Below are 13,116 nucleotides of genomic sequence, written 5' to 3' on the forward strand. Positions count from 1 at the left end.
CCCGCGTCGGACGCGACCGGGACGTGGCGCAGCTTGGTAGCGCACTTGACTGGGGGTCAAGGGGTCGCAGGTTCAAATCCTGTCGTCCCGACGGTCGGAGAGCGAAAAGGGAGAGGCCGGAGTTTTCCGGCCTCTTCCTTTTTCGCGTGCCCGTGTGCTCGGGACCCCTGTGCCCGCGTGCTCAGAACTTCCGTGCCCGTGCGCTCAGAACGCGCAGCCCACGTGGGCCAGTGCCTGCTTGAGCAGGACGCCCTGGCCGCCCGGCATCTCGTTCTGCACCATCGCGGAGGCGGCCTCCTGGGGACTGAACCAGACCAGGTCCAGCGCGTCCTGCCGGGGGCGGCAGTCGCCGGTCACCGGGACGATGTAGGCCAGGGACACGGCGTGCTGACGCGGGTCGTGGAACGGGGTGATGCCCTGCGTCGGGAAGTACTCGGCGACGGTGAAGGGCTGCAGCGAGGCGGGGACCCGGGGCAGGGCCACCGGACCGAGGTCCTTCTCCAGGTGCCGCAGCAGGGCGTCGCGGACCCGCTCGTGGTGCAGGACGCGGCCGGAGACGAGGGTGCGGCTGACCGTGCCGTCGGGGCCGATGCGCAGCAGCAGTCCGATGCTCGTGACCTCACCGCTGTCGTCGACGCGGACCGGTACCGCCTCGACGTAGAGGATCGGCATCTGGGCGCGCGCCTGCTCGAGGTCGTCGGAGGACAGCCAGCCGGGCGTGGTTTCGGTCGTGTCGGACATTGGCCGATCATAACCGGGGGCTCTGCCGGGGGAGAGGGGGTCCACGACCCCCGAGGGGCGCGGAGCCGCGCTCGCGCACGCGGCTCCGCGCCCCCTACGGCGGTGGCGTCACGCCAGCGACGCCAGCGCCTCGTTCCACGTGGTGGACGGGCGCATGATCGCGGACGCCTTCTTCACGTCGGGCTGGTAGTAGCCGCCGATGTCCGCCGGCTTGCCCTGGACCGCGGCCAGCTCGGCCACGATCTTCTGCTCGTTCGCGGCGAGCGTCTCGGCGAGCGGGGCGAAGGCCTTCGCCAGGTCCGCGTCCTCGGTCTGCCCGGCCAGTTCCTGCGCCCAGTACAGGGACAGGTAGAAGTGGCTGCCGCGGTTGTCGATGCCGCCGACGCGGCGGCTCGGGGACTTGTCCTCGTTGAGGAACGTCGCCGTGGCACGGTCGAGCGCGTCGGCGAGGACCTTGGCCCGCGTGTTGCCCGTGGCCTCGGCGTACTGCTCCAGCGACGGCACCAGCGCGAAGAACTCGCCCAGGCTGTCCCAGCGCAGGTAGTTCTCCTTGACGAGCTGCTGCACGTGCTTGGGGGCCGAGCCGCCCGCGCCCGTCTCGAACAGGCCGCCGCCCGCCATCAGCGGCACGACCGACAGCATCTTGGCGCTGGTGCCCAGCTCCAGGATCGGGAACAGGTCGGTCAGGTAGTCGCGCAGCACGTTGCCGGTGACGGAGATGGTGTTCTCACCGCGGCGAATGCGCTCCACCGACAGCTTGGTCGCCTCGACGGGGGGCAGGATGCGGATGTCCAGGCCCTCGGTGTCGTGCTCCGGCAGGTACTGCTTCACCTTGGCGATGAGCTGCGCGTCGTGGGCGCGGTCCTCGTCCAGCCAGAACACGGCCGGGTCGCCGGTGGCGCGGGCGCGGGTGACGGCGAGCTTGACCCAGTCGCGGATCGGGGCGTCCTTGGTCTGGCAGGCGCGGAAGATGTCACCGGCCGAGACGGCCAGCTCGAGGACGGCCTCGCCGGACTGGTCGACCAGGCGGACCGTGCCGGTCGCCGGGATCTCGAACGTCTTGTCGTGCGAGCCGTACTCCTCGGCCTTCTGCGCCATCAGGCCGACGTTCGGGACCGAGCCCATCGTCGACGGGTCGTAGGCGCCGTTGGCGCGGCAGTCCTCGATCGCGGCCTGGTAGACGCCCGCGTAGGAGGAGTCGGGGATGACGGCGAGGGTGTCGGCCTCCTGGCCGTCCGGACCCCACATGTGGCCGGAGGTGCGGATCATGGCCGGCATCGACGCGTCGATGATCACGTCGGAGGGCACGTGCAGGTTGGTGATGCCCTTGTCGGAGTCGACCATGGCCAGCGCCGGGCCCTCGGCGAGCTCGGCGTCGAAGGAGGCCTTGATCTCGGCGCCCTCGGGCAGGTTCTCGATGCCCTTGAGGATGCCGCCGAGGCCGTCGTTCGGGGTGAGGCCGGCGGCGGCGAAGGTCTCGCCGTACTTCGCGAACGTCTTCGGGAAGAAGGCGCGCACGACGTGACCGAAGATGATCGGGTCGGAGACCTTCATCATCGTGGCCTTGAGGTGCACGGAGAACAGGACGCCCTCCGCCTTGGCACGGGCGACCTGCGCGGTGAGGAACTCGCGCAGCGCGGCGACGCGCAGTACGGAGGCGTCGACGACCTCGTCCGCCTGGACCGGCACGGACTCGCGCAGCACCGTGGTGGAGCCGTCGTCGCCCTTGAGCTCGATGCGCAGGGTGCCGTCCTGGGCGATGACGGCGGACTTCTCGGTCGAGCGGAAGTCGTCGGCGCCCATCGTGACGACGTTGGTCTTCGAGTCCGAGGACCAGGCGCCCATGCGGTGCGGGTGGGTCTTGGCGTAGTTCTTCACCGAGGCGGGGGCGCGGCGGTCGGAGTTGCCCTCGCGCAGCACCGGGTTCACGGCGGAGCCCTTGACCTTGTCGTACCGGGCGCGGATCTCCCGCTCCTCGTCCGACTTCGGGTCGTCCGGGTAGTCCGGCAGGGCGTAGCCCTGGCCCTGGAGCTCGGCGACGGCGGCCTTGAGCTGCGGGATGGAGGCCGAGATGTTCGGCAGCTTGATGATGTTGGCGGCCGGGGTCTTGGCCAGCTCGCCCAGCTCCGCCAGCGCGTCGGGGATGCGCTGGTCCTCGTTCAGGTACTCCGGGAAGACGGCGATGATGCGCCCGGCCAGCGAGATGTCGCGGGTCTCCACGGCGACACCGGCCTGCGAGGCGTACGCCCTGATCACCGGCAGGAACGAATGCGTTGCCAGGGCCGGGGCCTCGTCAGTGTGTGTGTAGATGATGGTCGAGTCAGTCACCGGGTGCTCCGCTCCACGTCCACGTCGTCTTCGTCTGCGTCGTCTGTGACATTGCTTGACATCAAGATATCTCGTGCGGGGGCGAGGCGGCACGGGGGGCTTCGGGGCGGGACCCCACAGCCCGGGGGCTGCCCGGGGTTTCCAGGGGCGCGGGGAACTGCGCGGCCAGCCCCCACCGGCCTGCGGATGACGACGAACCGCGCAGCCCCCGGGCATTTCTTTCACCCCGGTGAACGACCAACGCACCGCCCGTCCCAGTCGGCTGACGCACCGGCAGGCGGATGCGGCAGGATGTGCGGTCGCGTCCCAGGTCGCGTCCCAGGTCGCGTCCCAGGTCGCGTCCCAGGTCGCGCCCTCGGGCGTCCCGCTGGGCGTACCGCACATCCGAGAACGAGCAGGTGGCACGTGACGAAACCGCACATCCGGCCGGCGGCGGGTTCCGCCGACACACCCCTCACCGCCGGGGGCGTCCGGTGACCCGGGCGCTCACCCTGGACGATCTGGTCGTCGCCGGGGTCGCCCTCGTCGCGGGGCTGCTCGCCGGGTTCCTGCTGCGGCTGCTGCTCCGCTGGCTCGGCAAGCACGCCGGGCGCACCCGCTGGCGCGGCGACGACGTGGTCGTCGACGCCCTGCGCACCGTCGTGCCGTGGGCCGCGGTCGCGGGCGGGGCGGCGGCCGCCGCGGCGGCGCTGCCGCTCACCAGTGGCGTGGGGCACCACGTCGACCAGGGGCTGACCGTGCTCCTCATCGCCGTCAGCACGGCGACGGCGGCCCGGGTGATCAGCGGCCTCGTGCAGACGGTCACGCAGTCCCGGTCCGGCGTCGCGGGCTCGGCCACGATCTTCGTGAACATCACCCGGGTGGTGGTGCTGGCGATCGGCTTCCTGGTGATGCTCCAGACGCTCGGCGTCTCGATAGCGCCCCTGCTGACCGCGCTGGGCGTCGGCGGTCTGGCCGTCGCGCTCGCGTTGCAGGACACCCTCGCCAACCTCTTCGCGGGCATCCACATCCTCGCGTCCAAGACCGTCCAGCCCGGTGACTACATCCGGCTGAGCAGCGGTGAGGAGGGGTACGTCGTCGACATCAACTGGCGGCAGACGACCGTCCGCCAGCTCTCCAACAACCTGGTCGTGATACCCAACGGGCAGCTCGCCAAGGCGAACATGACCAACTACACCAAGCCGGAGCAGAACCTGACCGTGCTGGTGCAGGTGGGGGTCGGCTACGAGAGCGACCTGGAGCACGTGGAGCGGGTCACCCTGGAGGTGGTCGCGGAGGTGATGACCGAGATCACGGGCGCGCTGTCGGAGCACGAGCCGGCGGTGCGGTTCCACACGTTCGGGGACTCGCGGATCGGGTTCACGGTGATCCTGGGGGTGGGGGAGTTCAGCGACCAGTACCGGATCAAGCATGAATTCATCAAGCGGCTCCATGCGCGGTACGGGGTGGAAGGCATCCGCATCCCCGCCCCGACCCGGACGGTCGCCCTGCAGGGCCAACCCCCGGAACCGGGCCTGATCGCCCTCCCACAGCAACGGTCACCCCGCCCGGAGGCCGAGCACCCGTAAGGGGCTGCGCCCCTTTACCCCGCCCCACCCCCGGCGGCCAGTTCCTGCGTCCCCACCACCCCCAGCAGGTCCAACAGACCCGCACTCTCCGTGCCCACCGCCGGGGTGAACCACAGCAGCCGTTGCCGGCCGTCCTCGCTGAACAGGTTGAGGCAGTTGACCTCGACCAGCCCCAGCGCCGGATGGTTCAACCGCTTCCGGTCGTTGCGCCGGAACGCCACGTCGTGGTCGTTCCACAGCGCGGCGAACTCCGCCGAGCGGTCGAGCAGCGACTCGACCAGCTCCCGCGCCTCGCCGTCCCGCGCGGCCCGCCGCGCCGCGGCCGCGCGCAGGTCGGCGACGAAGGCCCGGGACTGGATCCCGTGGTCCGCCTCCGGGTACAGCCGCCGCGCCTCCGGCTCGGTGAACCACCGGTGCACGAAGCTGGCCCGCGCGCCCCGGAACCCGGTCTGGTCCCCGAGCAGGGCCACCGCGAGCGGGTTCTGGACCAGGGTGACGTGCAGGTCGGTGATGACCTGCGCCGGCGTCGACGGCATCCGCTGCAACAGGTCCAGCATCCCGGGATGCACGTGCGAGACGGCGCCCGCGTTCGCCGGCACCGGCCGGTCGGCCAGGTGGTACAGATGGTCGCGCTCGTCGGCCGTCAGCCGCAGCGCCCTGGCCAGCGCCGCGATCATCTGCTCGGACGGCTGCGATCCGGCGCCCCGCTCCAGCTCGTTGTAGTAGTCCACGGACGCCCCGGCGAGCTGGGCGACCTCGTCCCGTCGGAGCCCGGGCACCCGGCGCCGGGGCCCCGTCGGGAGCCCCACGTCGCCGGGTCTGATGCGCGCCCGCCGGGACCGCAGGAACGCTCCCAGCTCGGTGTACTTCGCAGAAGCCATGGTGTCCATTGTGTGCCCGGGCGGGGCCGGGACACAGGGGACGGGATCCCCTGGTTCCGCCGGCGGCGGCCGTCCACGCTGGAGGCATGAACACGAACACCTCAGCCCAGCAGCCGGCGGCCACCCGGGTCGCCGTCGTCACCGGTGGCTCCCGCGGCATCGGCCGGGCGGTCTCCCGGGAGCTCGCCAAGGACGGGCTCGCCGTCGTCGTCGACTACGCCGGTGACGAGGCGGCCGCCGAGGAGACGGTGGCGGAGATCACCGCCGACGGCGGCCGGGCGATCGCCGTCCGGGCCGACGTCGCGGACGAGCAGGCGGTCGCCGCACTGTTCGACCGGGCGGAGAAGGAGTACGGCGGCGTGGACGTCGTCGTCAACTGCGCCGGCCGGATGGCCCTGGCCCCCGTCGCCGAGCTCGACCTCGCCGTCCTGGACGCCGTGCACCGCACCAACATCCGCGGCACCTTCGTCGTCGCCCAGCAGGCCGCGCGCCGGCTGCGGTCGGGCGGCGCGTTCGTCGGCTTCTCCACCTCCGTGGTGGGCACGCAGTTCCCCTCCTACGGCGCCTACGCGGCGAGCAAGGGCGCCGTCGAGGCGCTCACCCTGATCCTCGCCCGCGAGCTGCGCGGCCGGGACGTCACCGTGAACACGGTCGCGCCCGGGCCCACCGCCACGGACCTCTTCCTCGAGGGCAAGACGGAGGAGCAGATCGAGCGGCTCGCCAAGACCCCGCCGCTGGAGCGGCTCGGCACCCCAAAGGACATCGCCCGCGTGGTCGCCTTCCTGGCCGGCCCGCAGGGGCGCTGGGTCAACGGACAGATCCTGCGCGCGAACGGAGGGATGGTATGAGCACCCGCCCTCAGGTCGTGGTGGTCACCGGCGCCTCCAGCGGCTTCGGCAACCTCGCCGCACGCGCCCTGGCCGGGGCCGGGCACACCGTCTACGCGGGCATGCGGGCCACCACCGGCCGCAACGCCCCCGCCGTCGCCGCACTCGACGCGCTCGCCGCCGAACACGGGCTGCGCCTGGCGGCCGTCGAGATGGACGTCCAGGACCAGGAGTCGGTCGACGCCGCCGTCGCCCGGATCGAGGCCGAGCAGGAACGCCTGGACACCGTGGTGCACAACGCCGGCCACATGGTCCTCGGGCCGGCCGAGGCGTTCACGCCCGAGCAGCTCGCCGACGTCTACGACATCAACGTCCTCTCCACCCAGCGGGTCAACCGCACGGTGCTCCCGCTCATGCGCCGCCAGGGCCGCGGCCTCCTCCTCTGGGTGGGGTCCTCCTCCACCCGCGGCGGCCATCCGCCCTTCCTGGCGCCCTACTTCGCCGCCAAGGCCGCGATGGACGCGCTCGCCGAGAGCTACGCAGCCGAGGTGGTCAAGTACGGCATCGAGACCACCCTCGTCATCCCGGGGGCGTATCCGAGCGGCACCAACCACTTCGCGCACGCGGGCACCCCCGCGGACACCGCGAGGGCGGCGGAGTACGACGCGGCGTACGGCACGCTCAGGGACAGCATGACCGGCGCGCTCGCCGGTGTCTTCCCGCCGGGGCGCGAGGTGGACGAGGTGGCCGACGAGATCGTCCGCGTCGTCGGCCTGCCGCACGGCGCCCGCCCGCTGCGCACCCACGTCGACCCCAGCCGCGACGGCAGCGAGGTGGTCTCCGCCGTCTACGACCGCGTCCGCGCGGAGTTCTACCACCGCGTCGGCATCGGCGAACTGCTCACGCCCGGCGCCAGCCTCTGACCGGCACACACACCCGCGACACATCCTTTCCAAGGAGCGACAACCATGCCTTTCGCCCACTTCAAGGTCCCGGCCGGCACCCTCGGCGACGCCGACAAGAAGAAGATCGTCGAGCGCACCACCGACCTCTACGCCGAAATCTACGGCGAGCGCGCACGGCCGACCACGGTCGTCCTCGTCGACGAGGTCCCGGACGGCGGCTGGGGAGTCGCCGGCAACATCCTGACCGCCGCGATGCTCAACGGCGAGTCCTGACCCACCACGTCGGGCCCGGCACCCCGGTGCCGGGCCTCCGCCGTGCCCGCAGCCGTTGCAGCGGGGTGGGCGGCAGGGCGCGGACGTTGCCGCGTGCGTAGTACCGCTCGACGTAGAACTGCCCGGCGCCCAGCACCGTGGTGACCGCGATGTACCAGAGAGTGGCGACCATCAGCAGCGGGATGACCTGGTAGGTCTGGTTGTAGACCAGCTGCACCGAGTACAGCAGGTCGTGCACGGCCAGCACGCTGACGATGCTCGTGCCCTTGAGCGTGCCGATCAGCATGTTCCCGGCGGTCGGCACGATCGAGCGCATGGCCTGCGGAATGACGATCCGGCGCAGGGTGCGGCGCCGGCTCAGCCCGAGCGCCTGCGCGGCCTCCGTCTGACCGGAGTCGACGGAGAGGATGCCGCCGCGCACCACCTCGGCGGCGTACGCGGTCTCGTGCAGGGTGAGCCCGATCACGGCGGTCAGGGTGGGCCCGAGGAGGTTCACCGTCTCGACGGTCACGAACTGCGGGCCGAACGGGACGCCCAGGCCGAGCGTCGGGTAGAGCGCGCCGATGTTGAACCAGAACAGCAGCTGCACCAGCAGCGGAGTGGACCGGAAGATCCACACATAGCCCCAACTCAGCGTGCGCAGCACCGGGTTGGCGGAGAGCCGCATCACGGCGAGGACGGTGCCGAGCAGGAACCCGAGCACCATCACCGCGCCGGTCAGCCACAGCGTGAGCAGCAGCCCGTCGAGCACGGCGGTGGCGGCGAAGTACCGCCCCACCACGGCCCATTGGAAGGCGTCGTTGCGGACGACGGAGTTGACCACCATGGCGAGCACGAGCAGCGCGAGGACGGCGGTCGCCTGACGCCCGAGGTGCCGGCGCGGCACGATCCGCGGGGCATCGGCGGCGCCCGAACCGCCCGGCGCGGGCGGCTGTTGCGCGGCGGCCCGGCCGGCGGGGCCGGAGCCGACGGCGGTGACATCGGAAGGCGTGAACATCGGAAGGCCTCTCCGGGGGAGGGAGTCGCTGGCGTGGATGACCGCCCGGGACACCAGGGAGCGCGGCAGGAGCCGCGCCGGTCCGGTGCGTCCGGGGTCCGACGTCGTCACGGTCACCGCGTCCCTCAACGCGGCCGGAGAGGCTGCCGCACACGGCGGAGCCGACCCGCCCTCGATCGTATGTGCCCACCGCGCGCAGCTGTCAACAGGGCCTGGCGGGCGGCGGCTCCGGGCCGGTCCGCCATCCGAACGCCGCTTGACGAACGGCGCGACGCACTGCTCAATTAATCGCATGGACGCCCAGCAGCGCTTGGTCTCGCGCGGTCACATCGACTTCGGTCGAGTGTGGTCCGCCGCGTGTTGCGCCTGACTCGGCAGCGGGCCCGCTGACCGGCCCGTCCCTCCCTCGGTGAGTCCCGGCCTGTCCCGGTGACCCCCGACGCGGGCCGCTCCCTCCGCCTTCGCGCGCTGCCGCCGCACGCCCCTTCCCCGACGCCCGTCGTCGTCACACCCGCACCGAGCTGCCCGCACCGCACCACCGGCAGCGCATGGCCCGCACCACTCTCCCTTTTCTGACGCACCATCACCCAACCCGTGCGCAGGGCGAGTTCGTCATGTCTCCGCGCCGCGGTTCACCCGTGAAAGGCCACCGTCATGCCCGTGCAGTTCCTCGGGATCGCCGCCACCAACGACGGCTCCGAAACCACCCCGCGCTCCGGCGCCGCCTTCGACAAGGAGTACACGCTCCGTCTCGCCGCCGCCCACGAGGAACACGGCTGGGACCGTGTGCTGTTCGCCTACGGCTCCGGCTCCCCGGATCCCGCACCCGCCGCCGCGTACATCGCGAGCCGGCTGGAGCGCCTGGAGATCCTGCTCGCCCACCGGCCGAACGTGTCCTACCCCACCTTCGCCGCCAAGACCTTCGCCACCCTCGACCAGATCAGCGAGGGCCGGCTGACCGTGCACTTCATCACCGGCGGCAACAACCACGAGCAGGGCCGCGAGGGCGACACGCTCACCAAGGACGAGCGCTACGCCCGCACCCGCGAGTACATCGAGATCGTCAAGAAGATCTGGACCACCCGCACACCCTTCGACCACCAGGGCGAGCACTACCGCTTCCACGACTTCGTCAGCGACGTCTTCCCCGTCCAACAGCCGCGCCCCGACGTCTCGTTCGGCGGCTCCTCGCCCGCCGCGTACGCCGCCGGGGGCGCCGAGGCCGACATCTACTGCCTGTGGGGCGAGCCGCTGGCCAGGACCGCCCAGCAGATCGACGCGGTCAGGGCCGCCGCATGGGAGGCGGGCCGCACCGACGTGCCGCGCATCCAGGTGGCGTTCCGCCCGATCATCGCCCCGACGGAACGGGAGGCCTGGGAGAAGGCCCACCGCACCGTCGGCGCGATCAAGGAGCGCCGGGCGAAGGGCGAACGGATCAGCCGGCGCCACCACGGGCGGACGGAGCCGGAGAACGCCGGCTCGCAGCGGCTGCTCGCCATCGCCGAGGCGGGCGAGCGCTACGACCGCGCCCTGTGGACCCCCACCGCCGCCGCCACCGGAGGCGCGGGCAACTCCAACGCCCTGGTCGGCACCCCCGAGACGGTGGCCCAGGCCCTCCTCGACTACTACGACCTCGGCGTCGACATCCTCTCCGCACGCGGCTACGACCTGCTCCAGGACGCCGTCGACTTCGGCCGCTACGTGATCCCGCTCGTCCGCGAGGAGGTCGCCAAGCGCGACGCCGCGCGGACGCCCCGGGGCACCCAGAACCTCGCGGTGGTGGGCGGATGAGCGCCCTGCGCACCCGGTCGCTCGGCGCCGCCGCGCTCGCCCTGCTGCCGCTCCTGGCGCTCACCGCCTGCGGCTCCGGCGACCCCGACGGCACGGCGGCCGTCGGCGCGGGCGCCTCGCCCGCACCCACCGACGACCCCGTCGCCGCCGTGCGCAAGGTGGACTCCGTCGCCGCCCTGCTCCCCGCCGCCGTACGGACGTCGGGCACGCTCCGGGTCGGCAGCGCCGTCGGGGCCCCGCCCAGCGCCTACTACCCGAACGGCTCGGACAAGGCGCCCGCGGGGCAGGACATCGACCTCGCCGACGCCGTCGCCAAGGTGCTCGGCGTGAGACTCCAGCGCCAGGACGCCTCGTTCGAGACGATCCTGCCCGCCCTCGACAGCGGCAAGTACGACGTCGGCACCGGCAACTTCGGCGTCACCACAGCCCGGCTGAAGACCATCGACTTCGTCACCTACATCGACGACGGCCAGGGCTTCGCGGTCAAGAAGGGCAGCACCACCCTCAAGAAGAAGATCACCGACCTCACCCAGCTGTGCGGCCTCACCATCGGCACCGGCGCCGGCACCACCTTCGAGACCACCCTCGCCGCCCAGAAGGACGTGTGCACGAAGGCGGGCAGGAAGCCGTACGACGTGAAGGTGTTCTCCGAGAACGCCGCCACCCTCACCGCGCTCCAGCAGGGCCGCATCGACGTCGTCATGTCGACCATCAACGGCCTGCGCTACCAGGCCGCCCAGCCCGCCTCCGGCACCACCTTCCTCGGGGAGTACCACCGGCTCGACGTCGGCTTCGCCTTCAAGAAGGGCTCCCCGCTCACCAAGGCCTTCCAGGCCGCCGTCAACGAGCTGCTCAAGGACGGCGCGTACACCCGGATCCTCGACAAATGGGGCACCACCGCCTCCGCGATCGACGCCTCCCGGATCAACCCGCCCGAGCACGAGTGACCAGTGAGCGAGAACGCCACCATGGGACCCACCACCGACTCCGTCGCCGCGCCACCCGGCGAGGCGGCCGCACCGCACACCGGGCCGGCCGCCGGGCGGACCCCGCCCGCCCCCGACGACCCGGCCACCTTCACCGTCGTACCCGCCCGCCACTACGCCCGCTGGGCGGCGGCCCTCGCCGTCCTCGTCCTGGTCGCCCAGCTCGCGCACGGACTGGCCACCAACCCGGTCTGGGAATGGCACGTCTTCCGCGCCTACGTCCTGTCCGAGACCATCGTCCGGGCCGTCTGGGTGACCCTCCAACTCACCGCCTACGCCACCGTGCTGGGCTTCCTGCTCGGCACCGTGCTCGCCTTCATGCGGCTCTCGCGCAGCCCGGTGCTCCAGACCGTCGCCTGGACCTACATCTGGATCTTCCGGTCGATCCCGATGATCGTCCAGCTGGTGTTCTGGTTCAACCTGAGCGCGCTCTACGACCGGCTCGGCCTCGGCATCCCCTTCGGCCCCGTGTTCTGGTCCGTCGACAGCAACAGCATCATCGGCACCATGGGCGCCGCCGTCATCGGGCTGACCCTGCACCAGGCCGCCTACTGCGCCGAGATCGTCCGCGGCGGCGTACTCGCCGTCGACCAGGGCCAGTTGGAGGCCGCCGCCGCCCTCGGCATCCCGCGGCTGCGCCAGATCCGCCGGATCGTGCTGCCGCAGGCGATGCGCGCCATCCTGCCCACCGCGGGCAACGAGGTCATCGGCCTGCTCAAGGGCACCTCGGTGGTCTACGTCATGTCGATCGGCGAGCTGTTCTACCAGGTCCAGGTGGTCTACGGCCGCAACGGCCGGGTGATCCCACTGCTGCTGGTCGCCACCGCCTGGTACGTGCTGCTCACCTCGCTGCTGTCGGTCGCCCAGTACTACGTCGAGCGCCGCTACGCCCGCGGCGCCGACCGCACCCCACCACCCACCCCCCTCCAGCGCGCCCGCCGCTCGCTGCGCACCCTGCGCGCGGCGGCGGCCCACCGCGACCGCCCCGTCGTACCGCTGAGGAGCCCGCAACCCCTGGGAGAGACCCGATGAGCGAGGTCATGGTGGACGTCCACGGCGTCCACAAGAGCTTCGGCCCGCTGGAGGTGCTGCGCGGCGTGGACCTCACCGTCCGCGCCGGCGAGGTCACCGTGATCCTCGGCCCGTCCGGGTCGGGCAAGTCCACGCTGCTGCGCACCATCAACCACCTGGAGAAGGTCAACAGCGGCTGGATCAGCATCGACGGCGAACTCATCGGCTACCGCCGCGCCGGGGACAAGCTGCACGAACTCAAGGAGAAGGACGTCCTGCGGCAGCGCACCCACATCGGGTTCGTCTTCCAGAACTTCAACCTCTTCCCGCATCTGACCGTGCTGGAGAACCTGATCGAGGCCCCCGTCTCCGCGCTGCGCCGCCCCCGCAAGGAGGCGCGCGAGAGAGCCCGCCGGCTGCTGGAGCGGGTCGGACTCGCGGACCGGGCGGACTCCTATCCGCGCCAGCTGTCCGGCGGCCAGCAGCAGCGCGTCGCCATCGCCCGCGCGCTCGCCCTCGAACCCAAGGTGCTGCTCTTCGACGAGCCCACCTCCGCGCTCGACCCGGAACTGGTCGGCGAGGTCCTCGACGTCATCAAGGACCTGGCCCGCACCGGAACCACGATGATCGTCGTCACCCACGAGATCGGCTTCGCCCGCGAGGTCGCCGACACCGTGGTGTTCATGGACGGCGGGGTCGTGGTGGAACAGGGCCCACCCGCGGCCGTCCTGGACGACCCGCGGCACGCGCGCACCCGGGCGTTCCTCTCCAAGGTCCTCTGACCTGCCGCCCGCCCCACCTCTTCTCC

Annotated in this window: 12 protein-coding genes and 1 tRNA gene; 9 read left to right on the top strand and 4 right to left on the bottom strand. The window is 71.9% G+C overall.

Annotation, left to right across the window (positions count from 1 at the left end; all coding sequences use genetic code 11):
- Positions 1 to 17: 17 nt before the first annotated feature.
- A tRNA-Pro gene (locus OIE12_RS28440) sits at positions 18 to 91 on the top strand.
- 113 nt (positions 92 to 204) lie between these two features.
- Here OIE12_RS28440 and OIE12_RS28445 read toward each other — a convergent pair.
- On the bottom strand, positions 205 to 741 hold the full coding sequence (locus tag OIE12_RS28445; RefSeq protein WP_030380224.1) for an NUDIX hydrolase family protein: 537 nt from the start codon (positions 739 to 741) through the stop codon (positions 205 to 207).
- Positions 742 to 849: 108 nt separating this feature from the next.
- Positions 850 to 3,069, bottom strand: coding sequence for an NADP-dependent isocitrate dehydrogenase (locus OIE12_RS28450; RefSeq protein ID WP_329140159.1), 2,220 nt, complete (start codon positions 3,067 to 3,069; stop codon positions 850 to 852).
- 473 nt (positions 3,070 to 3,542) lie between these two features.
- On the opposite strand from OIE12_RS28450, the gene OIE12_RS28455 reads away from it, so the two are divergent.
- Positions 3,543 to 4,637, top strand: a complete 1,095-nt coding sequence (locus OIE12_RS28455; RefSeq protein WP_329140162.1) for a mechanosensitive ion channel family protein — start codon at positions 3,543 to 3,545, stop codon at positions 4,635 to 4,637.
- Between the two features lie 14 nt (positions 4,638 to 4,651).
- Here the strand turns inward: OIE12_RS28455 and OIE12_RS28460 are convergent, their stop codons facing one another.
- Positions 4,652 to 5,527: a helix-turn-helix transcriptional regulator gene (locus tag OIE12_RS28460; RefSeq protein ID WP_443053941.1), complete on the bottom strand. Its 876-nt coding sequence runs from the start codon at positions 5,525 to 5,527 to the stop codon at positions 4,652 to 4,654.
- A gap of 77 nt (positions 5,528 to 5,604) precedes the next feature.
- Between OIE12_RS28460 and OIE12_RS28465 the strand changes: the two genes are divergently transcribed.
- From OIE12_RS28465 to OIE12_RS28475, 3 genes are read left to right on the top strand one after another with little or no spacing between them, the layout of a single operon-like run.
- Positions 5,605 to 6,366 carry an SDR family oxidoreductase gene (locus tag OIE12_RS28465; protein ID WP_329140166.1) on the top strand — a complete coding sequence of 254 codons (762 nt, stop codon included), beginning with the start codon at positions 5,605 to 5,607 and terminating at the stop codon, positions 6,364 to 6,366.
- Positions 6,363 to 7,268: an SDR family NAD(P)-dependent oxidoreductase gene (locus tag OIE12_RS28470; protein ID WP_329140168.1), complete on the top strand. Its 906-nt coding sequence runs from the start codon at positions 6,363 to 6,365 to the stop codon at positions 7,266 to 7,268. The genes OIE12_RS28465 and OIE12_RS28470 overlap by 4 nt, the downstream gene beginning before the upstream one ends.
- 45 nt (positions 7,269 to 7,313) lie before the next feature.
- Positions 7,314 to 7,523: a tautomerase family protein gene (locus OIE12_RS28475; protein ID WP_329140170.1), complete on the top strand. Its 210-nt coding sequence runs from the start codon at positions 7,314 to 7,316 to the stop codon at positions 7,521 to 7,523.
- Here OIE12_RS28475 and OIE12_RS28480 read toward each other — a convergent pair.
- Positions 7,507 to 8,520, bottom strand: coding sequence for an amino acid ABC transporter permease (locus OIE12_RS28480; protein WP_329140172.1), 1,014 nt, complete (start codon positions 8,518 to 8,520; stop codon positions 7,507 to 7,509). The genes OIE12_RS28475 and OIE12_RS28480 overlap by 17 nt on opposite strands.
- Positions 8,521 to 9,174: 654 nt before the next feature.
- Between OIE12_RS28480 and OIE12_RS28485 the strand changes: the two genes are divergently transcribed.
- From OIE12_RS28485 to OIE12_RS28500, 4 genes are read left to right on the top strand one after another with little or no spacing between them, the layout of a single operon-like run.
- The gene (locus tag OIE12_RS28485; protein WP_329140174.1) at positions 9,175 to 10,311 is read left to right on the top strand and encodes an LLM class flavin-dependent oxidoreductase; all 1,137 of its coding nucleotides are present in this window, start codon (positions 9,175 to 9,177) and stop codon (positions 10,309 to 10,311) included.
- Positions 10,308 to 11,258: an ABC transporter substrate-binding protein gene (locus tag OIE12_RS28490; protein ID WP_329140176.1), complete on the top strand. Its 951-nt coding sequence runs from the start codon at positions 10,308 to 10,310 to the stop codon at positions 11,256 to 11,258. Before OIE12_RS28485 ends, OIE12_RS28490 begins: the two co-directional genes overlap by 4 nt.
- Before the next feature lie 21 nt (positions 11,259 to 11,279).
- Entirely contained in the window at positions 11,280 to 12,329 is a 1,050-nt protein-coding gene (locus tag OIE12_RS28495; protein WP_329140178.1) for an amino acid ABC transporter permease, read from the top strand.
- A complete protein-coding gene (locus tag OIE12_RS28500; RefSeq protein ID WP_329140180.1) occupies positions 12,326 to 13,090 on the top strand; it encodes an amino acid ABC transporter ATP-binding protein in 765 nt (254 codons plus the stop codon). Before OIE12_RS28495 ends, OIE12_RS28500 begins: the two co-directional genes overlap by 4 nt.
- Positions 13,091 to 13,116 lie beyond the last annotated feature (26 nt).

This window comes from Streptomyces sp. NBC_00670 (assembly GCF_036226765.1).
Classification (GTDB): domain Bacteria; phylum Actinomycetota; class Actinomycetes; order Streptomycetales; family Streptomycetaceae; genus Streptomyces.